Annotated in this window: 21 protein-coding genes and 1 pseudogene; 17 read left to right on the forward strand and 5 right to left on the reverse strand. The window is 63.8% G+C overall.

The annotated features are described in order from the left end of the window. Nucleotides 1-3 precede the first annotated feature (3 nt). Genes BN973_RS29235 through BN973_RS29245 form a run of 3 tightly spaced genes read left to right on the forward strand, consistent with a single transcriptional unit; the run spans nt 4 to nt 2,573 of the window. The gene (locus BN973_RS29235; protein ID WP_036473876.1) at nt 4-1,140 is read left to right on the forward strand and encodes a thiolase C-terminal domain-containing protein; all 1,137 of its coding nucleotides are present in this window, start codon (nt 4-6) and stop codon (nt 1,138-1,140) included. Beyond that, nucleotides 1,137-1,547 carry a Zn-ribbon domain-containing OB-fold protein gene (locus BN973_RS29240; RefSeq protein WP_036473878.1) on the forward strand — a complete coding sequence of 137 codons (411 nt, stop codon included), beginning with the start codon at nt 1,137-1,139 and terminating at the stop codon, nt 1,545-1,547. The genes BN973_RS29235 and BN973_RS29240 overlap by 4 nt, the downstream gene beginning before the upstream one ends. 9 nt (nt 1,548-1,556) lie before the next feature. After that, a complete protein-coding gene (locus BN973_RS29245; protein ID WP_051641705.1) occupies nt 1,557-2,573 on the forward strand; it encodes a PEP/pyruvate-binding domain-containing protein in 1,017 nt (338 codons plus the stop codon). Between the two features lie 38 nt (nt 2,574-2,611). Here BN973_RS29245 and BN973_RS29250 read toward each other — a convergent pair whose 3' ends face one another. From BN973_RS29250 to BN973_RS29265, 4 genes are all read right to left on the reverse strand, one after another. Further along, complete coding sequence (locus BN973_RS29250) at nt 2,612-3,730, reverse strand: phosphotransferase (protein ID WP_036473881.1); 1,119 nt, start codon at nt 3,728-3,730, stop codon at nt 2,612-2,614. A gap of 66 nt (nt 3,731-3,796) precedes the next feature. Next, nucleotides 3,797-4,240, reverse strand: a complete 444-nt coding sequence (locus BN973_RS29255; RefSeq protein WP_036473883.1) for a Zn-ribbon domain-containing OB-fold protein — start codon at nt 4,238-4,240, stop codon at nt 3,797-3,799. Next, entirely contained in the window at nt 4,237-5,379 is a 1,143-nt protein-coding gene (locus tag BN973_RS29260; RefSeq protein WP_036473885.1) for an acyl-CoA dehydrogenase family protein, read from the reverse strand. The genes BN973_RS29255 and BN973_RS29260 overlap by 4 nt, the downstream gene beginning before the upstream one ends. Next, a complete protein-coding gene (locus BN973_RS29265) occupies nt 5,376-6,197 on the reverse strand; it encodes an SDR family NAD(P)-dependent oxidoreductase (protein ID WP_036473887.1) in 822 nt (273 codons plus the stop codon). The genes BN973_RS29260 and BN973_RS29265 overlap by 4 nt, the downstream gene beginning before the upstream one ends. A gap of 226 nt (nt 6,198-6,423) precedes the next feature. Here BN973_RS29265 and BN973_RS29270 point away from each other — a divergent pair, with 226 nt between their 5' ends. The 4 genes from BN973_RS29270 to BN973_RS29285 all read left to right on the forward strand — a co-directional run bounded on the left by BN973_RS29270 (nt 6,424) and on the right by BN973_RS29285 (nt 10,565). Further along, nucleotides 6,424-7,725: a class I adenylate-forming enzyme family protein gene (locus tag BN973_RS29270; protein ID WP_232232257.1), complete on the forward strand. Its 1,302-nt coding sequence runs from the start codon at nt 6,424-6,426 to the stop codon at nt 7,723-7,725. A gap of 137 nt (nt 7,726-7,862) precedes the next feature. Beyond that, complete coding sequence (locus BN973_RS29275; RefSeq protein ID WP_084163678.1) at nt 7,863-8,303, forward strand: DUF732 domain-containing protein; 441 nt, start codon at nt 7,863-7,865, stop codon at nt 8,301-8,303. Nucleotides 8,304-8,875: 572 nt separating this feature from the next. Continuing rightward, nucleotides 8,876-9,640, forward strand: coding sequence for an enoyl-CoA hydratase/isomerase family protein (locus tag BN973_RS29280; protein ID WP_036473891.1), 765 nt, complete (start codon nt 8,876-8,878; stop codon nt 9,638-9,640). Between the two features lie 49 nt (nt 9,641-9,689). Beyond that, nucleotides 9,690-10,565, forward strand: a complete 876-nt coding sequence (locus BN973_RS29285) for a PaaX family transcriptional regulator (protein WP_217809329.1) — start codon at nt 9,690-9,692, stop codon at nt 10,563-10,565. Nucleotides 10,566-10,662: 97 nt separating this feature from the next. Here BN973_RS29285 and BN973_RS29290 read toward each other — a convergent pair whose 3' ends face one another. Then, nucleotides 10,663-12,459, reverse strand: coding sequence for a feruloyl-CoA synthase (locus BN973_RS29290; protein ID WP_165796521.1), 1,797 nt, complete (start codon nt 12,457-12,459; stop codon nt 10,663-10,665). Nucleotides 12,460-12,555: 96 nt separating this feature from the next. Here BN973_RS29290 and BN973_RS29295 point away from each other — a divergent pair, with 96 nt between their 5' ends. From BN973_RS29295 to BN973_RS29340, 10 genes and pseudogenes are all read left to right on the forward strand, one after another. Continuing rightward, on the forward strand, nt 12,556-13,722 hold the full coding sequence (locus BN973_RS29295) for a thiolase family protein (RefSeq protein ID WP_036473892.1): 1,167 nt from the start codon (nt 12,556-12,558) through the stop codon (nt 13,720-13,722). A gap of 467 nt (nt 13,723-14,189) precedes the next feature. After that, on the forward strand, nt 14,190-15,920 hold the full coding sequence (boxC, locus tag BN973_RS29300; RefSeq protein ID WP_084163680.1) for a 2,3-epoxybenzoyl-CoA dihydrolase: 1,731 nt from the start codon (nt 14,190-14,192) through the stop codon (nt 15,918-15,920). Nucleotides 15,921-15,925: 5 nt separating this feature from the next. After that, entirely contained in the window at nt 15,926-17,347 is a 1,422-nt protein-coding gene (gene boxB, locus BN973_RS29305) for a benzoyl-CoA 2,3-epoxidase subunit BoxB (RefSeq protein ID WP_036473893.1), read from the forward strand. 88 nt (nt 17,348-17,435) lie between these two features. After that, a complete protein-coding gene (locus BN973_RS29310) occupies nt 17,436-18,464 on the forward strand; it encodes an NAD(P)/FAD-dependent oxidoreductase (protein WP_036473896.1) in 1,029 nt (342 codons plus the stop codon). A 19-nt stretch (nt 18,465-18,483) separates the two neighbouring features. After that, the gene (gene fdxA, locus BN973_RS29315) at nt 18,484-18,825 is read left to right on the forward strand and encodes a ferredoxin (protein ID WP_036473902.1); all 342 of its coding nucleotides are present in this window, start codon (nt 18,484-18,486) and stop codon (nt 18,823-18,825) included. 4 nt (nt 18,826-18,829) lie between these two features. Further along, nucleotides 18,830-19,672 (forward strand): amidohydrolase family protein, encoded by an 843-nt coding sequence (locus tag BN973_RS29320; protein ID WP_036473905.1) that lies wholly within the window; start codon nt 18,830-18,832, stop codon nt 19,670-19,672. Nucleotides 19,673-19,706: 34 nt separating this feature from the next. Continuing rightward, nucleotides 19,707-20,546 carry a 3-hydroxyacyl-CoA dehydrogenase family protein gene (locus BN973_RS29325; protein WP_036473907.1) on the forward strand — a complete coding sequence of 280 codons (840 nt, stop codon included), beginning with the start codon at nt 19,707-19,709 and terminating at the stop codon, nt 20,544-20,546. Nucleotides 20,547-20,628: 82 nt separating this feature from the next. Next, nucleotides 20,629-22,161, forward strand: a pseudogene (gene paaZ / locus BN973_RS29330) (phenylacetic acid degradation bifunctional protein PaaZ); the annotation flags it as partial. Between the two features lie 117 nt (nt 22,162-22,278). Further along, nucleotides 22,279-23,313, forward strand: coding sequence for an aldo/keto reductase (locus tag BN973_RS29335; RefSeq protein WP_051641709.1), 1,035 nt, complete (start codon nt 22,279-22,281; stop codon nt 23,311-23,313). 33 nt (nt 23,314-23,346) lie between these two features. Next, entirely contained in the window at nt 23,347-24,120 is a 774-nt protein-coding gene (locus BN973_RS29340) for an enoyl-CoA hydratase-related protein (RefSeq protein WP_036473909.1), read from the forward strand. Nucleotides 24,121-24,417: the final 297 nt, after the last annotated feature.

Below are 24,417 nucleotides of genomic sequence, written 5' to 3' on the forward strand. Positions count from 1 at the left end.
CAAATGGTTTGTGCCGTTGTCGGGATCGGCCGTACCGAGTACTCCCGCAACTCCGGCCGCACGACCCGCGGCATGGCCGTGGCTGCTTGCCGCGACGCCATCGCCGATGCCGGACTCACGGCGGCCGATGTCGACGGTATCTGCACGTTCATGGCCAACGACTCCGAACAGCCGATCTACGTCGGCTGGGCGCTGGGCATCGACGAATTAGCCTGGGCCAACGCAATGTATGGCGGCGGCAATCTCGTGGCTGACCAAATCGCCACTGCTGCCGCGGTCATCGAGGCTGGTATGTGCAAGGCCGTGTTGGTGTATCGGTCGCTTAACGGACGCTCCGGCTATCGGTTCGGTCACATCGAAGGACCCATGCGGGTCCAGCACCACGACCAGTTCGACACAGCCTCCGGTTTCATGGTGCCGCCGCAGTGGTTCGCGATGTGGGCACGTCGGCACCAGCACGAGTTCGGCTCAACCAGTGAAGATCTTGGTCAGATCGCGATCACTCAACGAAGGCACGCGGGCCCCAATGAGCATGCGCTGCGACGCGAACCGCTGACCATGGATGACTATCTCGCAGCCCGCTGGATCAACGAGCCGTTCCGCGTACTGGATTGCACTTCGGAGGTTGACGGTGCGGTGGCGGTGCTGATTGTCGGCGAGGACATCGCCCGCAATACCAAGCAGCCCCCGATGTGGCTGGTCGGATCGTCGAATTCGCAGGGCGGCGCCGGTTGGAGCGAGTGGGACGACCCAACCGAGATGTACTCCCGCACAGCGGGTCCCAGAATCTGGGAAAAGACAGGCCTGAGTCCATCGGACATGGACGTGGCCTGCATGTACGACTGCTTTACTTATACGGTGATGGCCACCATGGAGGGCTTCGGCTTCTGCGAGAAAGGCGAAGTCGGCAAGTTCTTCTCGACCGGGCGCGCCACTTACGGCGGTGACGTGGTGGTGAACCCGCATGGAGGGCTGCTGTCCGAGGGCTACATTCACGGCCTCAACCACCATTACGAGGCTGCACTGCAACTCCGCCACGCCGCTGGCGTGCGTCAGGTCGACGATGCCCAGCTCGCGCTGGTCACTGCCGGTGGAGGGCCCTTCGGTGGCGCCAACGTCTACAGCAGGGAGAAGCCATGACGAGTCCAGCGCTGGCGGCACCGATTCCGGTGCCTGACCCCGATTCGGCGCCCTACTGGGAGGGTCTGAAGAACGGTTCGTTGATGTTGTGCCGCTGCGACGACACTGGGAAATGGATCCATCCGCCGTTGGAACGCAGCCGGTACACCGGTGGCCCCGTGCACTTCGAGGAAGTCAGCGGGGACGGCACAATTTTCAGCTTCATCGTCGTGCGCCAGGCCCTCGTTCCCGGTCGGGTGCCCCCGTATGTCGTCGGGCTCGTCGAACTGGTGGAGCAGCCGGGCCTGCGGATCAACGCGGTCATCGACGCGGATCCAGCCGACGTGCGAATCGGGCAGCCGGTGCAGATGCGCATCGTCGACCTCGGTGACACCGGTTATCGCATACCGGAATTCGTGATCAAGTAGCCGACCGCGATGACAACTGATCAAAAGCCCACCGGCGCGGTTGACCGCCGGGGTTCGGCAGAAGGTGCGCACAGGCCGGAACACGCAGCGACGCAGGTTCTTCCGCTGCATCGGTGCACTTCGGAGCTGAGTCACGAGGTCGGTGGAAAGGCTACCGGCCTCGGGGCGCTGATCAAGCAAGGTCTGTCGGTTCCGCCAGGGTTTGTCGTCACTGTGAGCGCCTACCACGAGGCCGTTGCCGCCGCAGGAGTCGCGCCACGCATCGCGGAAGTACTGGCGACATCGGGCACCGACCGGGACCGGTCGGCGGCAATCATGACGCTGTTCGACCAAGTCACCCTGCCGGAGAGCCTCGCTGCCCAAGTTGTGGACGCTTACGCCCAGATGGGTGGCGGGCCGGTAGCGGTGCGGTCCAGCGCGATTGCCGAAGACACGGCCGAGGCGTCGTTTGCCGGTCAGCAAGATACCTATCTGTGGATCGAAGGTGCTCCCGCGCTGCTGGATGCCGTTGTTCGTTGTTGGGCAAGCCTTTTCACACCGCGGGCGATCGGGTATCGCCGGCGGTTGAACGTGGCTTCCGATGATGTGGCGATGGCGGTGGTTGTTCAGCAAATGGTGCCGGCAGTCGCAGCAGGCGTGACGATCACGTTGGAACCGGTGACGGGAGACCGTGGCCAGATCTACACCGCGTCAGCCTTAGGCCTGGGTCAAGGCGTGGTCAATGGCGACGTGGAAACCGATAGCGCCTGGGTCGACAAGGCCCGCTTGTGCTTGCGCAAGCGGGAGATTGCGCGCCAGACTCGCGCTCATCGGTACGAAAGCGGGGCGGTCAGAATTGTCGATCTCGCGCCCGGCGAGGGTGATGCACCCAGCATCGATGACGACACGCTGCTCCAGGTCGCCCGCCTCGCCCTACAAATCGAGCAAAACGCCGGGTACGCCGTGGATGTTGAGTGGGCCGTGGACGCCGACGGCGAGGTTCATCTGCTGCAGGCCAGACCGGAGACCGTCTGGAATAACCGATAGGCCGAACTTAAAGGGCGCGCCGACGATGGTGCTGTTTCTCAGCTCAGCAACTTGCCGGTGCCGAGATCCGCGTAGGCCTCGGCGAAGCGGCCGAGCACAGCGCGCACGACCTCGACGGAATACATCTGATCGGGCGTAATGGCCCACATGCAGAACCCCCACGCCGGGCTCTGCCGATAGGCGGTCCACATCTGTTCGCGGTCCGGCACCGACGAGACGCCGGCGTCGAGCAGGCGCCCGCGGTAGTTGTCGAGGAGTTCGCGCTCATGCTCGCGACGCGTTGCAGGCGGCAGCGCGCCGATCAAGGCGTAGCCGACGTCGTGGGACCACGAACCCCGTCGCACCAACTGCCAATCCAGGAGCCCCACGCGGCCGTCCGGTAGAACGTACGTGTTGCGTGGGTGCGGATCCCCGTGCAACAGCGTGATCGGTTCGTGAGCCACCCGGTCCTGCAGGGTCCAGAACGCCGCCTCCATGGCGTCCATGTCGGCGCCGGTTTTGTTGAGAAGCTCCCGCTTATAGGGAATGTCGACGAACGCGCGGATGATCGCGAAACCGTTGGTGCGCAGGAATTCTGCGAACCCGCCGGTGACGGGATGCTGTAGCCACGCCAGGTCGCCGTGTCCACCGAGCCTCGGATTCGCCCAGAACGGGGCGTGCACGCGGCTCAACGTCGCCAACAGCTCGTCGACCTGCTCGACAGGCAGACCGGCCACCGCGTCGGGCACCTGCGCTCCGCGCATCGTGATGTCCTCGCCGATCACCATGAACTGGGACGGGCCGTCGAGATGTTCAGCGAAGTAGGTCGTCATGGTCTCGACGTCGAGGTCGTCGCGAAGATTGCGATAGAACGTCGTCTCGTCGTCCAGTAGAACCGTCCCGCCGCCGCCCTCCGACAGCGACTCGTCGACCGCGGCGGGAAGATCGTGCACCGTACCAAGTTGTGTCTTGACGAAAAGCTTTGATGGCAAGTCGGTGTCGCCATCGGCGTAGTCCACGTCGAGGTGGATGTGTGAGGTGGTCCCTTGCCAGGTGCTCTGGACCCGGACATCGGTGACCGTCACCGCGGGCCGGTGGCGACGCAGCAGCGAGGTCAGAACGGCCGGCGTCAGGTCCTCGGGAGAGCGCAGCGTGATGGGCAAGGCCTGGCTGGTCATATCGCGTCCTAACCGACGGTTTGACAGTTGACTGTCACATTAGCAGCATCTGGCCCAGCGGATCGATCAATTCGTGACGGGGCGAAACAGCGGCAACCACACGCGACTGTCTTCCTCGCCCGAGAGCGCGGTCCAGTCTTCGAAGAAAACCTCGACGGCCATCCCAACGTGGATCTCGTCCGGGGAGACGTCGACCACGTTGGAAATAAGCCGGGTATCGGGCTCCTCGGCAAGCTCTACCATCGCCACGATGTAAGGCGGTTCGTAACCGGGAATCCAATTCTGGCGGTTGACTGTATACGCCGCCACGGTGGCTCGCCCCGAAACGGGTTCCTGCGCAACGTGAGTGCTTCTGCAGCGCCAGCAGGCCGGCCCGGGCGGGTGGAAGAAGTGGCCGCAATCGTGGCACCGGCTGATCAGCAGCTCGCCGTTACGGCCGCCCGTCCAGAACGGCCGCGACTCGGCGGTCGGACTAGGTGCCAGGCGCAACTGGGGGCGTTGATAGGTCATGATCCGGCCAACGATCTGCCGATGACCAGTCGCTGAATCTGGTTGGTGCCCTCGAAGATCTGGGTGATCTTGGCTTCGCGCATGTAGCGCTCGACACGATAGTCCCTCGTGTAGCCGTAACCGCCAAATACCTGGACGGCATCGGTGGTGACTTTCATGGCGGCGTCGGTGGCGATCAGCTTGGCCACGGAAGCGTTGCGCGAGTGGGGCAGTCCCGCGTCGCGTCGCCGCGCCGCGTCCAGGTACGTAGCACGCGCGGAGTCGACTGCGGCAGCCATGTCGGCCAACAGGAACGCCAGGCCTTGATGATCGATGATCTTGCGGCCGAACGTCGACCGTTGCTGGGCGTAGGAAACCGCCTCGTCGAGCGCGGCCTGCGCCAGCCCGACGGCTACCGCGGCGATGCCCAGGCGGCCCGAATCCAGTGCACTGAAGGCGATCTGGAGTCCTTGTCCTTCCGCGCCGATCCGACGTTGCTCGGAGACGAACGCATTGTCGTAGTGTGCCGTCGTGGTCGGGATGGCGTGCAGGCCCATCTTCTCCTCGGGTTTGCCGAACGTCAGGCCGTCGGTGCGCTTATCGACCAGAAAGCACGAAATACCCCGTCCGCCTTCGCCTGTGCGAGCGAATAGGTTGTAAAAATCAGCTATGCCGCCGTGGGTGATCCAGGCCTTGGCGCCATTGACTCGGTAACCGCCGTCGGTCGCGGTGGCCTTGCAGGTCAGGGCGGCGGCGTCGGAACCGGCCTGCGGCTCGGACAAGCTGTAGGCACCGATCTTGTCACCACCCAGCATGGTCGGCAGCCACTGCTGTTGTTGCTCGTCGGTGCCGAACGCGATCAACGGATGGCAGGACAGCACATGGACACTGACAGCCACAGCGACCGCGGCCCACCGGGCGGCCAGTTCCTCGAGAACCTGCAGGTATACCTCGTAGGGTTGTCCGCCGCCGCCCCACTCCTGCGGGTGCGGCAGCGTCAGCAGCCCGGTCTCACCCAGCGTCGCGAAGACACCGTCGGGATAGGTCTCGTTCTTCTCGTGCTCGTCGACGATCGGATCGAGCACCTTGTCGGCGACGTCGGCGGCCAGTCGGACAAGTTCGCGTGCTTCGGGTGTCGGCAGCAGGCGCTCGACGGTCATGGACTCACGTCCTGCCACTGGCAATCGGTCAATTCCGCCGAGATCTCCCATAGCCGTCGCGCGCTGTCCGCATCGCGCGCCTTGTCTTTGAGCTTGGTCGGCTTCGGTGTGCCCCACTGGTGCATCAGGCCGCGCGGCGCGATGTAGGTGCCGTTGGGCAAGGTGGTGGTGATCGCCTGAATGGTCGAGCGGGCCCCGTCGGCCGGGCTCTGCGCAATGCGCGGCGAGAGCACTCGTCCTGCCCACTGCAGTGCACCCGAACCGTTGCGGGTGATCCCGGTGTCGGTCATGCCGGGATCCGAGGCGTAGGCGATCTTGCCGCGGGCGACCAATTCCCGCACGAAGAGCAGGTTCGCCAGTTTGGATTCCCCGTAGGCCGACCACGGGTTGTAGCGGCGATGGTGGTAGTTGAGGTCGTCGAAGTGGATGCGAGCGGTGTTGTAGTTGGTGCTGGCCACTGCCACGACACGGTCGCGGATCCGGTCGCCGAGCAGACATGTCAGCGCAAAGTGGCCGAGGTGGTTGGTGCCCATATGAGCCTCGAAGCCGTCGGCCGTGCGGGTCAGCGGCAAACCCAAGACGCCGGCGTTGTTCACCAGTACGTCGACGTAGTCGACGGTGTCGGTGAACTTGCGCACGCTGGTGAGGTCGGCCAGATCCAGTTCCCGTACCTCGACATCGCCGGGCATCGACGCGGCGGCTTGGTACCCCTTTGCCGGGGTCCGGCACGCGATGATCACTTCGTGGCCCGCGGCGGCCATGGCGTGCGCGGTCGCCTTACCGACGCCACTGTTTCCGCCGGTGACGATGATTCGCACGTCGGCCGCGCCCTCCTTCGTGAAGATTCACGTAAACAGTAAACTATTTATCGTTTTGAGGAAACGGTCGGAAGAGGTGCTGCGAAAATGACGTGGCTCGAGCGGCTTTGCGCGGTCCACGAACGTAGCGATTGTCCCGCGGTCATCGGTGACGGGGGTTTCGTGACCGGCCGGGAATTGATCGGGCAAGAGCGTCACCGCCGCGGATCTGCTCGTCGATCTCGACGTGCAGCCAGGTCAACCGGTCCCGGCTTTACTGACCACCAACGCCGACGCGCTGGCACTGCTATTCGGCGGTGCCGCCGTCGACAGACCGCTGGCTCCGCTCGGGCCGCGGCACACCTCCGCAGAACTGGCCGAGACGGTGCGTCGAAGCGGCTCGGCGGTCTTACTCGCCGAGGCCGCGTTCGCCGAGACGGCTCGCCACGTCGCCGACGCGGTCGGGATCCGCGCGGTGACGATACCTTGCTTGCCGGTGTCGAGGCGTCCGCTCCGTCCGCAACCCGGTCCCACAGCGATTTACTTGCACACCGCGGGAACCACCGGAGTTCCCAAGCGAGTTTCGCTGAGCGAGCGAGTGCTTGACGCGCGCGCCGCGCTGTTAGGTCGCTTGATCGGCATTGGCCCCGACGACCGCTTTGCCACCGGTGCGCCGCTACATCACATCGGTGGTCTGGGCAACATCCTGGTAGCGCTTAGGGCCGGGGCGGCAGTTATCTGTACCACGAGATTCTCCTTCGACTGGTGGCGCAACCTGAAGCAACTTCACGCCACCCACTGCCTGCTCGTGCCGAGCATGATCGAAATGTTGCTCAGCGAGGGACTTCTCGACGCGGTTCCGCTCGATACATTGATCTATGGCGCCTCGCCGATCAGCGTCGACACGTTGCGACGCGTTCTCGGCGTATTGCCCGACGTCGCGATCGTCAGCCTCTACGGCCAAACCGAGGGCAGCCCGATCACCAGCCTGAGCCCTGACGATCATCGCCTAGCTGCCGCCAAAGATCCCGACGTTCTATCCACCGTAGGTCGGCCGGTGAGCGGCCTTCGTCTGCACATCGACGAGCCGGACCGGGCCGGCATCGGCGAAGTATTCGCCTCCGCGACGCACCTTTCCGTCCAGGCCGCCGACGGGTGGTTGCACACCGGCGATCTGGGTGTGGTGGATGCCGACGGTTATCTCCGGCTTTGCGGTCGTCGGCATGACATGGTGGTTCGCGGTGGGGAGAACATCTATCCCCTGGAGATTGAGAATGTGCTCAGCACTCACCGCGCGGTTGCCGCGGTCGGCGTGGTGGGCGTGCCGGAGGCCCGGCTAGGGGAAACCCTGGCCGCGTTTGTCGTGCCGGCCGATTCGGCTCATCCGCCGCGGCCCGAGGAACTAGGTTCGTTCGCCCGCGTCACGCTGGCAGGATTCAAGATCCCGAGTTACTGGTACACGGTCGCCGAACTGCCACTCAACAGCGCAGGCAAGCTCGATCGTGCCACCCTTCGCGCAACACACCTGAAGCGTCAGGGCACCGGATGAACGTGAGTTTGGTGCGCAGGCACCCAGGCGTGCAGTTCTTCGGCGAACTCATCGCTCGCGTCCTCCGGCGTACACGTCATCCCGGCGACGGTGAAACCGCTAGATCGTATCCGTTATATAGTTTAACGTCTCCGTGTATGCCGATAGCCGCGCGAAGCCTGGTCGGATCAGCACGTCGACAGAGGACCACTTTTCGTCGATCGCTCGTCGCCGTGATTGTCGCCGCAACTGCCGTCAGCGGGGTCCCGCTGGCACTGGCACCGCCGGCGCGTGCGGTACCGGCGCCCGAGGTCGAGTATGTCTACGACGTGGTGGTGCGGCGGCATTACGGCTTTCCGAACAATGACGCGCTTGCCTACGGCCACGGGATCTGTGACAAGGTCGGCGGGGGCGAAGCGTACGGGCAGATTATGGGTGACGTGAAGAGGGACGTGACCCCCAACGATGAGTTCGCGGCCAATTACCTGGTTTCGTATGCGGTCAGCTTGCTTTGTCCTGCGCTGATATGGCAGCTGCGGAATTCAGCCGCTGGCTACCAACCGCCGGGCGGAGCAGCCGCGCCCGGTACGTATTACTGACGCAGGCCTCTGGCATACCAGCGCCCGGGGTGCCGGTAAAGCGCCGGATTTCAAATCCCTTGAGCCGCCGCCGCCGTGACCATCATCAGCGAGTTTGGGGTTGCGCCATAGCGTCCCAGGGGGCGGACTTTATTCATGGATATCGGAGGATATCCACGATCAGAGTGGCGGTGTCGCACTGGAGGTTGCTTATGATCGTGCTGCAGCAGAATGACTTTGAACCTCGACACCAGCACGTCAGTGCGGTGCACTAACCGGACTCGACCAAGCCTAATATCAGGTAGTTCTTGGAACAGACTCGAAACGCATTGGCTTGAAGGGAAGAGTTTCCTGAATTTCGTTACGGCAAAGTTGTCTGCTGCTCGAAGAGACGCGAATTTCGTCGTAGGCGTGTGTTGGGAACCAAGTCCTTGATGATGGCGTTGCCGTACTTGACCGTGTCAACCTCCCAAGAGATGCTCAAGACCTACGCCGGCGGAGGCGTCTCCGAAAGTAGAAACGCTATACACATTCATGTCGTACAATCACAATAGTGTCAACAGTCATGCGGGCGCTGTGGCGATAGGAGCGACGTGACGAATGAGAAGACGGTGCTCGTTGATCGGCGAGCTGACCGCACGTGGGCGCGGTTGCACCGTCCGGCGCAACGCAATGCCATTGACGCTGAAATGGTTGACCAGCTGCACGACCTCTGTGCTGAACTGGAACGCGAGCCCAAGATGCTGGTACTGACCGGAGGCAGCGAGGGAGTGTTCGCTGGTGGCGCAGACATTGGCCAGCTGCTTGAGCGCCGCAGCGACGACGCGCTAAAGGGTATTAACCTCAAGCTCTTTGAGCGTGTCCGTTGCCTCCCCATGCCCACGGTAGCCGCAATCGATGGTTGGGCGTTGGGCGGTGGTGCTGAGCTGGCCTACGCCTGTGACATCCGGCTGGCCAGCACGCGCGCGAAATTCGGACAGCCCGAACCTCGACTGGGCATTCTTGCCGGGGCGGGCGCTACGTTTCGGCTGGTCAGGCTGCTCGGAGAGAGCGTGGCAAAACAGATTCTGCTTGCTGGGCACACGCTCGATGCCCACGACGCTCTACGACACGGGCTGGTCTTGGCTGTGACCGAACCGGAGGACTTGTTCTCAACCGCCGACGGGGTGGTCGATCGCATGCTGATGAGTTCGGCAAAGGCGCTGAGGCTGTCCAAGCTCGCGGTCGACGCGCCCGCCGCGGCCCACCCTCACGTCGATCTGTTGGCGCAGGCGGTGCTGTTCGAGGACGCCGAAAAGTTCGCGCGCATGGGAGCATTCGTCGACGGCAAGGGCGGAACGGAGCTGCGGGCCACGTGATCAGTGAGACACTCACAGCATTGAGAACGGCGACTAATGGAGGTTGCAGGTGGCGATAGCGCCGGATGACGGCGGAGAGGCGCCGGGAGCCACCCCCGCGGTCAGCAGGCGCCGTGAGGTGGGGGAGGGCAGCGCGCGTTCGTTGCTGACGACGATCCTCGGTGAATTCGTCTTGCCGTTCGGCCAGCGGGTGTGGACGGCAACCCTGGTGCGTTCTCTTGCACTGGTGGGAGTCGAGGAGGGCTCGGCGCGGCAGGCGTTGTCGCGGATCGCCGCTGAAGGGTGGCTGACTTCCGATCGGGTGGGTAGGCGCGTGCGGTGGTCATTGACCGATGCGGGGCGGGGACTGTTAGAGGAGGGAGCACACCGGATCTATTCGTTTGGTTCTCGGGAATTGTCGTGGGACGGCCGATGGCTCGTTGTGTTGATTTCGATCCCGGAGTCGATGCGCGCGTTACGGCACAAGGTGCGAACCCAATTGAGTTGGGCGGGTTTCGGTTCCCCTATGCCTGGGGTGTGGATTTCGCCGCGCACCGCGGCCGCGGCCGAGGCCAAGGAAATCCTTGGTGGGCTAGACCTGTCGGATAAGGCGCTGTCATTTGTGGCCGAGTACGGTGCGCTGGGGAACCAAAACGACATGGTGTCGGCGGCGTGGGACCTCGGTGAGGTCGAGCGCCACTACGAGGCATTTATCGAGGAATTCTCTGGCTTGTCGCCGCGGTCTGCCGACGACATCTTGGTTGCGCAGATCCGCCTGGTTCATGAGTGGCGCCGGTTCCCGTTTCTGGATCCCCAATTGCCGCGACTGCTACTTCCTGCCCACTGGAGCGGTACCGCGGCGACATCGTTGTTTGAGGCCAAGCACGCCGAATGGCGGGAACCGGCCCGGCGGAGATGGAGTCAGTTCGCTGCAGACGGGGATTGACCGATCGATCGAGGGCCGTTGCCCCGCCGTACAGGGAGCGGCAGGTCATGTCCAGGCCCGATGGTGTCGAGTTCGAGGCGAGAGAATCCCGCGGCGATCAGGTAGCCGAGGTAGCTGCGCGGCATACGGTGCGAGCAGAGGCAGAACCGGCGGTGAGCTCCTCAACCAACGCGGCGCGGTGCTCGCGAACCCGGCGCTGATTGATGTAGGCCTTGTCAGTGATTTCACCGGCATCGAGATCCGGTGGCGAGGTGAGGATCAGCACTCGTTCGACCTGCTGGGCGGAACCGCCGGCCTCGGACGCCAGCCGATCGAGTGCAGCGGTGATCTGGGCACGTAGCTGGTCTTCCGGCGCGCCCTTTGCATCGACGCGCTCGGCGTGGTCGGCGTGCAGCCAGGCCAGGGCACACACAAAGTCAGCACCCTCACCACATATCACGGCGTCGGCTAGCAGTCCGGCACAAGCCGACAGCAGCTTGGGACGCACCACCCCAACGGTGACGAAGGTGCCGGTGGACAGCTTGAAATTTTCTGCGAGCCGTCCCCCGAAGATGAAACCCTGATTAGGGTCGAGCGGGTCGACGAGTGATACCGCGTCGCCGGTGCGCAAAAAGCCTTCGTCGTCGAAGCAGCATTGCCGCAGGTCGGGACGGCGGTAGTAGCCGGGTGTGACGTTCGGGCCGCGCACCAGCAGTTCATATTTGGTCTCGGTGGGCACCAGCTTTATCTCCACACCGGGCAGGGGCACGCCGATGGAGTCGCTGCGGGTGACCTCGAAGTGGGTCGTGGTCGCCGCGGGCGCCGTCTCGGTCATACCCCACGAGGTGGTAATCCGCATGGTGGAACCCTGTTGGACGGCGAGCGTCTCGAGGCGATCCCATAACTGCTGCGGCAGCGCGGCTGCAGCGGAGAATGCCACCCGCAACCTAGCGAAGAACCGCTGCGCTGCCGCTGGGTCGTTTTCCAGCATCGGCAGAAGCGCGGCGTAGCCGGCCGGGACGTTGAAGTAAACGCTGGGAGCCACATCGCGCAGGTTGTCGATGGTGTGGTCGATCAGCCCAGGGGCTGGCCGGCCGGCATCGATCCACAGCGTTCCTCCGTTGACCAGCACCATGTTCACGTTGTGGTTGCCGCCGAAGGTGTGGCTCCATGGCAGCCAGTCCAGCAGTGTCGGCGCCTCGGCGGCCAGGAACGGCCACACTTGACGCATCTGCTGCTGGTTGGCTGCAAGCATGCCGTGGGTGTTAATCACCCCTTTGGGCATCCCGGTGGACCCCGAGGTGAAGACAATTTTTGCGATGGTGTCCTCGTTGAGCGCCGCTAGGCGGTCGACTATCGCGGGGCTCGGCTGGGTTTCGATGTCGGCGATGGGGGTCGGGCCCGCCTCGCTGGTGCTCGCACTGATCAGCAGCCGGCCAGAGCCGATGGCCTGCAGCGCGCGGGCATAGCGGGCATCTTCGGCAAAGACCACCGCTGGGTCGCACACCTCGACGATGTGGCGCAACTTGGCGTGATCGGTACTTTGCAACGAGTAGGCGACACTCGCCGGTATGACGGGGCTGCCGATGGTGTAGCCGGCCAGCGTCATCAGCAGGTGCGCCACGCTGTTGTGCGACACGATCAGCAACGGCAGCCCGGCGACTCCCCGATTCAGCAGACCCTGCGCGATCGCGTCCACGCGCGTGCGGGCCTGCCCCCACGTGCATTCTGACCACGTCCCCTGGGCCTTCTCGGCGACCAGAATCCGGTCGGGATGCCTCTCGCTGCCGGCGTGGAATGCGTGCACGATGCTGGCGGGATAGCTGCGCAGCGGCTCGTGTGAGGCAATGACCACACTTCCGTCAGGTCGATGATCGGCCGTGACGGCCGGGCGTGCGAACACCTGATCAGGCATCTCCCCGACCCTCGTTGCTGTGTGCGACATCCCAATACTCTACAATGGCGTTGCGTTTGTTAAGATAGTTGTCGATCATTAAGGACGGGTTTCGGTATGGGCGCAGCGATCCCGCTTGGCGCGGCATGGACATCCCCTTTCGCGAAGTGGGGCGGCGCCTTGGCCGAGGTGAGCAGCCTGCAGTTGGCCGCCGCCGTCACCACCGCCGCTCTGGACACGCGCGGCCTCGACCGGGATGAGCTGGATTCACTGGTGCTGGGGTGGACCATTCCGCAGCCCGACATCTTCTACGGAGCCCCGGGCCTGGCCGCCGCGATCGGGGCTTCTGGCATCGCTGGCCCGATGGTCAGCCAAGCATGTGCCACCTCTGTGCTGGCCCTGCGCACCGCGGCGCGAGAAGTCGAATCAGGTGGCGCGGCTACGACATTGGTAGTTTTGACCGATCGCACGAGCAACGGGCCCCTGCTGGTCTATCCCCAACCGGGGGCCAGCGGGGGTGCTCCGGCTACTGAGCACTGGGTGCTGGACTCGTTTGCCCGAGACCCGCACACGGGAGAGTCAATGCTGGCCACAGCCGACGCTGTGGCGCGCGAAGAAGGTATCGAACGCGCCGCACTAGACGATCTCGCGGCCTTGCGGTACGCCCAATATGCTGACCGTCCAATGGATCTTGATCACATTGTCCCCGCGGTGATCGAGCGTCGTCGATCGACGATCAAACTGACCGAGGACGAAGGTGTGCAGCATTCGACACGGGAGTCGCTAGGCCAATTGCGCCCGGCCGCCCCGGAAGGCTCGCACAGCTTCGGCAGTCAAACCCATCCCGCTGACGGCGCTGCCGGGGCAATCGTCACCAGCCCCGCGCGGGCTCGTGAGCTGTCCCGCAATCAGGGAATCGTCGAATTGCTCGGGTTCGGCGAGGCCAGGGTTGAAGCTGCGCGGATGCCCAAAGCGCCTGTGCCGGCCGCCAATCGGGCACTTGCAGCGGCTGGTGTGACCATTTCCGACGTCGACCTCGTGGCTACCCATAATCCGTTCGCGGTCAACGACGTCTATTTCGCCACCCAGACCGGCTTTCCGCTCGACCGGATGAACGTTTTCGGCTGCAGTCTGGTGTTCGGTCATCCGCAAGCGCCCACTGGGATGCGGTCGATCGTCGAGTTGATCTCCGCCCTGCAGCGGCGCGGCGGCGGAATAGGGTTATTCACAGGATGCGCCGCCGGCGACGTCGGTTCGGCAGTAGTGATCAAGGTCAGCGACTGAGAACGTCGCGTGGTGACGCTGCTGGCTGACGTGCTCGACACCGCGAATCCAGACCATCATCGCCGATGGCCTCCTACCTAGGTCAACGAGGTCGTCGACAGAGTATCCAGCAACTCGCGCGCGACCGCTGCGCCAACCGACCTGTTGCGTCGCGTGTGGGTGACATCGAGATCCGCGGCGATCACGTGCCCACCCGAGCTATTCCAGCCGCTTCCCAATCCGAATGGGTCGCCAACAACCCTCGATAATCGTGCCGCATTGTCACAGCTCAACAACTGCCTCCGCAGCTCGCGCAGTCACCGAATGGCGCTGACGCGCAGCGTTTTAAGGCAGGTCAGCACATATCTCGACGTTGACAAGCTATCATCCGCCAGACGAGCATTCTGTACAGAATAATTGCGTATCGTGACAAAGATGTAGTAGTTTGGTCGTCAGCCGGACGCTGCGCCGATTTCGAGGAGGAACCTATGGCTTTTCTTGCCACCGACATCGAGCAGAGAGCCGATGTCGTAGGACACGGCGGCCCACCGACACCGGAGGTCTCGTTTGACACCCATCCCGCTCGGTACCGGCATTGGAAGCTTCGCCTCGACGGTGAGCTGGCGTGGCTGGTACTCGATGTCGCTGAGGATGGCGGACTCGTCCCCGGCTATGAGCTGAAACTGAACTCCTATGACCTCGGCGTCGACATCGAGCTCTATGACGCGACCCAGCGGCTGCGCTTCGAGCACCCCGAGGTCAAGGCGGTCGTGGTGACCAGCGGCAAGGAGAAGGTGTTCTGTGCGGGCGCCAACATTCGTATGCTGGCCGCCTCGCCACATGCGTGGAAGGTGAACTTCTGCAAGTTCACCAACGAGACTCGCAACGGCATGGAGGACGCCTCAGCCTATTCGGGCCAGACTTATCTGGCGGCGGTCAATGGCTCATGTGCGGGCGGCGGCTACGAGTTGGCGTTGGCCTGCGAGCACATCCTGCTCCTGGATGACAACTCGTCGGCAGTGTCCCTGCCCGAGGTGCCGCTGCTGGGCGTGCTGCCGGGCACCGGCGGGTTAACCCGGGTGGTCGACAAGCGTGGGGTCCGCAAGGACCGCGCCGACGTCTTCGCAACTCGCTCCGACGGAGTGCGGGGTAAGACTGCGCTGCAGTGGGGATTGGTCGATGAACTGGCCCCGCCACGCCATTTCGAGCAGGCCACGCGCGAGCGCGCCGAACAGTTCGCTACCCGCTCGAAACGTCCCTCGCACGCACGAGGCATCGCGCTCACACCGCTGAAGCGCACCACCGGGGCCACCAGTCTCGTCTATGACTACGTCACGGCCGAATTCGACCGGGCCAATGCTGCGGTGACCATCACCGTGCACGGCCCCCGCGCCGCGGCACCGGCGGACATGGACTCGGCCGTCGAGCAGGATAGCGACTTTTGGCCGCTGGCAGTTACTCGCGAACTCGACGACCTGATCCTTCGCCTGCGTACCAACGAGACTGCGTTGGGCACCTGGATTGTGCGCACAGCCGGGGACCCCGACCTGGTCGACGCCTATGAGCAGCTGCTGGTGACGATCGCCGATAATCACTGGCTGGCCAACGAAATCCTGTTGTACTACAAGCGGGTCCTCAAGCGCCTGGATGTCACCAGCCGCAGCCTGATCGCCGAGATCCTGCCCGGAAGTTGCTTTTCGGGGATGCTAACCGAATTGGCGCTCGCCTGTGATCGGCAGTACATCCTCGACGGACCTCCCCTGGACGACGAGGACAGCGGCGAGCGGGCAAGCCTACGGCTGACCGCGGCCAACTTCGGCGGGTTCCCCATGGGCAACGGCCTTTCGCGACTCGAGTCGCGGTTCTACGGGCACAACGATCATTTGACCAGACTGCGGGACAACGAGATCGGTACTCAGCTCACACCGGCACAGGCCAACGAGTTGGGGCTGGTGACTGATGCCCCCGACGATATCGACTGGGAAGACGAGATCCGCCTCGTTATCGAGGGCCGTGCCGCACTCTCACCCGACGCCTGCACCGGCATGGAGGCCAACCACCGCTTCGTCGGGCCCGAGACCACAGAGACCAAAATCTTTGGCCGACTCTCTGCCTGGCAGAACTGGATCTTCATCCGCCCCAACGCCTCCGGTGCCGAGGGCGCACTGCGCCGATACGGCACGGGTAAATCGGCAACCTTCGATAGGAAGCGGGTCTGAGCACCATGACCACATCAATCAACTACGGGGACAAAATCCCCAACAACGTCGATCTGTCCTCGGATCGTCGGCTGCAACGCGCGCTGGAGGGCTGGCAGCCGAAATTCCTGAACTGGTGGGGCGAGATGGGGCCTGCCCTAGAGACCCATGGTGTGTACTTGCGCACCGCGGTCGCCGTCGGCCGCGAAGGATGGGCGCACTTCGATCACGTCAACGTTCCCGACTACCGGTGGGGCATCTTTTTGGCCGAACCCAAACCTGACCGGCGTATCGCGTTCGGTGAGAATAAGGGGCAACCGGTGTGGCAGCAGGTTCCCGGTGAGCATCGCGCCGACTTGCAGCGACTCATCGTGGTGCAAGGTGACACCGAACCCGCCTCGGTCGAGCAGCAGCGGCTGCTCGGCCTGACCGCTCCGTCGCTCTACGACCTGCGAAACCTGTTCCAGGTCAACGTCGAAGAAGGCCGCCACCTGTGGGCGATGGTGTATCTGCTGCACGCCTACTTCGGCAAAGAGGGCCGCGCGGAGGCCGAGGCCTTGCTGTACCGCAATTCCGGCAGCCCCGATTCGCCGCGCATTCTTGGCGCATTCAACGAGAAGACCGCCGACTGGCTGGCGTTTTACATGTTCACCTACTTCACCGACCGGGACGGGAAGTATCAGCTGGGCACGCTGAAAGAAAGCGCGTTTGATCCGCTGTCACGTACCTGCGAGTTCATGCTTAAAGAAGAAGCCCACCACATGTTCGTCGGCACCACCGGAGTCGACCGCGTGGTGACTCGCAGCGCGGAGCTGGTCCAGGACCACGACACCCTCGATATCGCGCCACACGGCGGTATCCCGCTAGAGATCCTGCAGAAATACATCAATTTCCACTACAGCGTGTCGCTGGACCTGTTCGGCAGCGAAACGTCCACCAACGCCGCGAACTATTTCACGGCCGGCCTGAAGGGACGCTGGCAAGAAGAGCGTCGCAGCGACGACCACCAGCTGGTCAACGACAGCGCCTTATTGGACATCCCTAACGCCGATGGCACGTGGAGCAAAGACGAGCTCTCAGCGCTGCTGGCGCTGAACCTCGACTTGCGCGGAGAGTACATCAGCGACTGCCAAAGCGGAATCAAACGGTGGAACAAAATCCTGTCCGACAAGGGCATCGATATGCAGTTCACACTTCCGCATGTCGGATTCAACCGAGCCGTCGGCGTCTACGCAGACCACCACATCAGCCCGACAGGGACCATCCTGGACGCGGCCGCCTGGAAGCAGGCTGAAAATAAGTGGCTGCCCACCGACGAGGATTTGACCTTCGTGCGATCGCTGATGCAGCCCGTCTACGAGCCGGGCAAGATCGCCAGCTGGGTCGCCCCACCCGTGCAAGGAATCAACGGCCAACCGTTCGCGTACGACTACGTGCACTTGGCCTGAACCACAGCAGGCCACCGGTCAGCGACTCGCCCGTCCACAGGCCAGCACGCGCACACCGTCTCAGCACCCATTGAGCAGGAGAGCAGACATGCCCACCGCAGAAGCGCTCCCGGCAGCCGATGTCGATACCCTGATCATCGGCGCCGGACCCGCCGGCTTGTTCGCCGCCTATTACGCGGGCTTTCGCGGCATGTCCGTGTCGGTGATGGACTCGCTGCCCGAGCCCGGCGGCCAGATCAGTGCGATGTATCCCGAAAAGCACATCCGCGACATCGCCGGCTTCCCGGCCATTCGTGGACGCGAACTCGTCGACCGGCTCCTCGAACAGGCAGCACCCTATGAACCGGCCTATCTGCTCGGCCAGTCAGCACACCAGCTGCAGCGCCACGAAAATAATTCTGCCCCAGCGGTATTCACCGTCACCAGTTCAGCGGGCGTCACCGTGCATGCCCGATCGATCATCGTCACCGGCGGCATCGGGAAGTTCACCCCACGTCCGCTGCCGGCCGCGCAGGCCTACACCGGCGAGGGCCTGGCCTACTTCGTGCGCCGCCTCGACGACTACGCCGACAGCGATGTGGTGATCGCCGGCGGCGGCGATAGCGCATTCGACTGGGCCCATGCGCTGGGCCCGATCGCCCGCTCGGTGACACTCGTGCACCGGCGCGACACCTTCCGCGCACACCCGGCGACAGTGGCGGCAGTCACCGCATCCGGGGTCGAGGTTTTCACCAACGCACAGATCCGAAAGATCCGCGGCAACAACGTGGTCCACGGTGTCGAGGTCGCCACCGATGACGGCACCGTCCATGAACTGAGCTGCCAGCGCATCGTTGCCGCCCTAGGCTTCACGGCCAACCTCGGCCCACTGCTGGAGTGGGGAATCGACATCCGCAACCGGCGACACATCGTCGTTGACTCCACGATGCAGACCACCGTGGCAGGCATCTTCGCCGCCGGAGACATCAACGACTACGACGGCAAGGTGCGCCTGATCGCCGTCGGTTTCGGCGAGGCCGCCACCGCGGTCAACAACGCCGCGCACTACATCGATCCCAAACAGCCAGTGTTTCCAGGACATTCGACCGACACGGCGCCGACGGCAATACCCGCCTGAAATAGGAAGGACACCACCGATGCCCTACGTTATCGGCAAGTCGTGCATCGACGTGATGGATCGTTCCTGCATCGAGGAATGCCCCGTCGACTGCATCTACGAAGGCGAGCGCAAGCTCTACATTAACCCGCTCGAATGCATTGATTGCGGAAACTGCGAACCCGTATGTCCCGTGCAAGCCATCAGCCAGGATCGACGCGTGCCCGAAGATCAGCAGCAATTCATCGGTGACGCACTGAGGTTCTTTATCGACCCCCTGCCGGGCCGAGACGAAAACCTCGGTGCCCCAGGCGGATCGGTGACCACCGGACCGATCGGCGTCGACACCGAATTCGTGCAGGGCTATGCCAAGCCCGCCTGAGCCGATGACACTTATCGACGCGCACATGCACATTCCGCGGCTGTCGACAGTCAAGCCGGCGTGGGCGGACTGGGCAAATCGATTCGGCACACCGGGCTGGCGCGATATGTTCGACGGCGACGGCGATCCCATCCCGATGCGTATCGATGCCTTGCTCGACTCCGAGGGCGTCGACCGGGCGCTGTTGTTTTGTGAATACAGCCCGCGTGCGACCGGAATCCAAACCATCGACGACAATTTGGCCATCCGCGATCACAATCCGGATCGATTCCGGTTGGTCGCCAACGTCAACCCGCACCTTCATCATCCCATCGGGGAAGAACTCGAGCGCCAGCTCAACCTCGGGGCAGTGGCGCTCAAACTGCATCCGGTTCACGGTGCGTTCTTCCCAGCCGATCCCGAGGTGCGACCCGTCTATCACATCTGCGCCGAACGAGGCATACCGGTGATCGTGCACTCTGGGGTATCCAGCTTCCCCGGGGCGCGTTCAAGTTGTGGCGATCCGCAGCTGCTACTCGACGTCATCGAGGACTTCCCAGAAATCAACTTTGTCTTCGCGCACGGTGGGCGCGGCTGGTGGTACGAAACCGCGGCGTTCCTGGCATTGGCCAAATCGAATGTGTGGCTGGATCTTTCAGGACTTCCGCCACGCAAGTTGCCCGACTACTACGCCCACTTCGACCTGGTTCGGCTGGCTGGCAAATGGATCTTCGGCACCGACTGGCCAGGCGTCCCCGGCATCAGAAAAAACGCCGCCGCACTGGCTCAGATCGGGCTGCCCGATGCCGTGCTGCAAGGCGTCTACGGTGGCAACGCCGCGAAAGTTTTCGCCGGTCTGGACATCTAACCAAACTCGCGGAACAAGAAAGGCGCAATCACTCATGGTCCAGACAATCGGCGTCATCGGCGCCGGAACGATGGGTATCGGCATCGCATACGTGTTCGCGGCTAGCGGCAGCCACGTCACTATTGTGGAGCCCGATCCCGAGCGGGCACAGGGAGCCCGTACCGCACTCATCGACCAAGCTGCAGCCGCACACGCGCGCGGAAAACTCAACCTCGCCGCCCGGGAAGCCTTAGGTGAACGCCTACGCTTTGTTCTCACGATCGCCGAGCTTCCCGACGCACTGGATCTCGCGGTCGAGGCCGTCCCCGAACGCGTCGATCTTAAACGACTCGTCCTCGCCGAGGCCGAAAAACACCGACCAGCGCTGCTGGCCACCAACACCAGCGGCATCACCATCGGCGAGTTAGCTGGCGCCCTAAACCACCCCCAATACTTCCTCGGACTGCACTTCTTCAATCCCGTCTGGTCGATGCCACTCGTCGAGATCGTGCGCGGCCGCCACACCCACGACACGACCGTGACCGCCGCCGAGAAGGCCGTGACACAGATCGGCAAAGAGCGCATCGTCGTGGCCGACACGCCCGGCTTCGCCACCAGTCGCCTAGGCGTCGCGATCGGGCTCGAAGCCATGCGCATGTTCGAAGACGGCGTCGCGAGCGCCGAAGACATCGACCGCGCAATGGAACTGGGCTACCGGCATCCGATGGGGCCAATAAAGCTCACCGACCTGGTCGGCCTCGATGTGCGGCTCGACATCGCCACCAATCTGGCCGACGCCTATGGCCCACGGTTCGATCCGCCCCAGATTCTGCGCGACAAAGTCGCCGCCGGCGAGCTCGGTCGCAAAACCGGCCGCGGGTTCTACAACTGGTGAGCGCGCACCGACGTGGCGCGCAACGCAGACAACGCCGTATCGACTGATAGCCCCGCAAATCCCCGCGAAGACAAGGAGTCCCATGAGCACGCCGCTGCAAAGCTTCCTCCTCGGTCGCTGGCACACCCCCGGTGACGACGGCCGCCCCCTATACGACCCCACCACCGGCGCCGAGATCGCCCGCATCGCCACCGAGCCGCTGGGCGGTGGGGACACTCTCGACTACGCGCGCACCGTCGGCGCGCCCGCGCTGAGCAAGCTCGACTTCACCACCCGGGCGGCGATCCTCAAAGACCTCGGCAAGTACCTCAGCAAGCACGCCGAAGAGTTCTATGCCCTGTCAACCAGAACCGGTGCAACGAAACGTGATTCGGCGGTCGACATCGATGGCGGCATCGCAGTACTCTTCGTCTACGCCAGCAAGTCCAACCGGGAGCTGCCCCCTGCCGGTCCACTGCTCGACGGCGACACCGAATGGATAGGCAAGTCTAAAACATTTGGAGTACAACATATTTACACCCCGCTCCCGGGGGCGGCGGTGCAGATCAACGCCTTCAACTTCCCGGTGTGGGGCATGCTGGAAAAGTTCGCTCCCGCATTCATAGCCGGGGTTCCCAGTGTCGTCAAGCCTGCCTCCCAAACCGCGTATCTCACCGAGCTCGTCGTGCGACGCATCGTCGAATCCAACCTGCTCCCCGAGGGGGCGCTGCAACTCGTCTGCGCGCCCCCGGGTGATCTGATTGACCATCTGAGCGGACAGGACCTGCTTTCAGTCACGGGCTCAGCCGCCACCGCCGCCACGCTGCGCGCCCATCCGGCGGTGGTGCGCAACGCCGTGCGTTTCAACGCCGAAGCCGACTCACTGAACTGCTCCATCCTGGGCCACGACGCGGTACCCGCCGCACCCGAGTTCGACCTCTACATCGAGCAACTCGTCACAGAAATGACGGTGAAAGCCGGCCAAAAATGCACCGCCATCCGCCGTGCGCTGGTCCCGCACCGTCTGCTTGAGCCCGTCACCGAGGCGCTGCGCGAACGCCTAGCAACCGTCCGTGTCGGCAACCCCGCCCGCGACGATGTCGACATGGGCCCAGTGGTCAGCCAGGCGCAGCGCGACGACGTTCGGCGCGCAGTCAGCACCCTGGCTGACGAATGTGAACTCGTCCACGGCCTTCCCGGCATCGTCGATGTAGTCGATGCCGACGCCGAGCGCGGCGCGTTTGTCTCGCCGCTGCTGCTGCGCTGCACCGACCCGGATGCGCGCGCACCCCACGAGGTCGAGGCCTTTGGTCCCGTCACCACCCTCATCCCGTATGGCACGACTGCGCACGCGATCGAACTGGCCGCCCGCGGTGCGGGCAGCCTAGCCGGATCACTGGTCAGCCACGACCTCAACTTCGTCCGCGACGTCGCGCTTGGCGTAGCACCATGGCACGGTCGGCTGCTGGTGCTCAACCGCGACGACGCCGCCGAATCCACCGGCCACGGGTCGCCGCTGCCGCACACCGTGCACGGCGGTCCGGGCCGCGCCGGCGGCGGCGAGGAGCTGGGCGGCATCCGCGCCGTGCTGCATCATATGCAGCGCACCGCGATTCAGGGGCCGCCAGCATTGCTGGACCGTCTAACCCCCGACCCAGCGCCATGACGCGAAGCGGTTACTCGGTTGTGATTTGGATGTTTGGCCGGCAACTGGCAACGATTTCGATCTCCCGAGGAGGGAAACTCCACTGCAATGACATCGAGCGCAGGCGAAAACCTCACGCAGACAACGGCATCAATTCAACTCGGCGACGGGCTGGAAGTCTCGTCCATCGGTGTCGGCACGATGGGTCTGTCTCCCGGAGTCTATGGCGACGCCACCGCTGACGACGCGTTACGGCTAATCCGGTCGGCGATCGATCGTGGGGCGACCTTCATCGACACCGCGGACGCCTACGGTCGCGGCGAGGGGGAGCGGCTAGTCGGGCGTGCGGTAGCTGGTCAACGAGAGCGAGTCACGCTGGCAACCAAGTTTGGCTATGTGGCTCCCCAGCAGGGGCGGCCGGTTGACGTCGGCTACCGGATGAAGCTGTTTGTCGACGCCAGTCCGCGGCATGTGGCGGCGGCGATCGATGCCAGCCTGCGCCGACTTGCAGTCGATCACGTCGACCTTTGTTACCGGCACTTTCCCGACCCCGCAGTGCCCGTTGAGGAGACAGTGGGCGCAATGGCTCAACAAGTGACCGCCGGCAAAGTGCGCCACCTCGGATTGAGCAACGTCACCGCAGAGCAGCTGCGTCGCGCACACACCGTGCACCCCATCGCCGCGGTGCACTGCGAATACTCGCTGTGGAACCGCAGCCCAGAACGCGACCTCGTCCAGGCCTGCCGCGACACCAGGACCGGCACCGTCGCATGGGGCCCCCTCGGATCTAGGTTCCTCACCGACACAGGGTTTCTCGACGGCCAGATCACCGTGGTACCGACGACCGATTTTCGCTCCCGCAACGACCGCTTCAATGCAGACAACCTTGGCCGCAACGCGCAGCGATTCGCTGCGCTCGCCGAACTAGCGCAGTCGGTGGGCTGCTCGAGCGCTCAGCTCGCTTTGGCATGGCTGATCCAGCGCGGCTGGGTGCCCATCCCCGGCACTCGTAATCTCGATCACCTGACCGAGAACCTGGTCGCGGCTCGCATCGCTGTCCCCGAACGCATCACGACGATCATCGACGAACGCTTCGGGCCCAATTCGGCAGTTGGGGCACCGTTTCATGAACCGTCGCCATAGGACCCCAACCACCCCGACGCCAGGAGGCAAAGTATGAACTCACCCGTGCACTATCAACTCGACGGCGCCATCGCGACCATCACGTTGGACCGGGCCGCCGACCGCAATGCCGTCGACCTCGCGGTGTGCGATGCCATGTATGCCGCACTAGAGCAATTTGAAGCCGAACCGCGGGCGCGGGTCGCCATCTTGACCGGCACCGGCCCCGTCTTCTGTGCCGGCGCTGACCTGAAGGCATTCACCACTGGTGATGGCCCGAAGATCGCCGCACACCGAGGCGGATTCGGCGGCTTTGTCCGCTATCGCCGCTCCAAGCCGGTAATCGCGGCGATCAATGGACACGCGCTGGCGGGCGGTCTGGAGTTAGTCCTAGCCTGTGAGCTGGCAGTGGCATCGAACCGCGCCCTGTTCGGCCTCCCCGAGGTGACAGTGGGACTCATGGCTGGAGGCGGCGGAGCGATCCGGCTGCCAACCGAGCTACCGCCCAAGATCGCGTTCCGAATGCTGTTGACCGGCAAGCCGATCAACGCCACAGATGCACTTCAGTACGGTCTGATCAATCAAATGGTCGATCCCGACGAGGTGCTGCCGTCAGCACTAGAACTGGCCAACGAGATCGCCGCCGCCGCGCCGCTGGCCGTGGCCGCATCACTACGGGTTGCACGCATCGCGCTCGCATTGCGCGACGAAGCCAATGCCTGGTCCATCAGCGACGACAAGATGGAAGCCATCTTTGACACCGAGGATGCCCGGGAGGGCATGCGTGCATTCGTGGACAAACGCCCACCGCAGTGGGGATCGGGGTAAGGCAGGCCATGTTGGTGTCTCGCAATACATCCGGATGCCATCGCGCCAACCGGACGTTTAACCCAAACCATTGTACTACAAAACCCTGGCGACCTACAATTAGATGTAGCAAATTGTCGGGTGCCAGTGAGACAGGAAGGGCTTGTGACAGCCGTAGGGGTTTTCGGTGCGCGGCCCGGGCATCCAAGCCCAGAGCGGCCAGGCAAGGTCGGTTGACTCAGATGTCCGTACGGCGGGTAGAGGGGTCGCAGAGACACATTGACCCACATCCAGAACTCACCGTGATCACCCGCACTG

It is taken from the genome of Mycobacterium triplex (genome assembly GCF_000689255.1).
Classification (GTDB): domain Bacteria; phylum Actinomycetota; class Actinomycetes; order Mycobacteriales; family Mycobacteriaceae; genus Mycobacterium; species Mycobacterium triplex.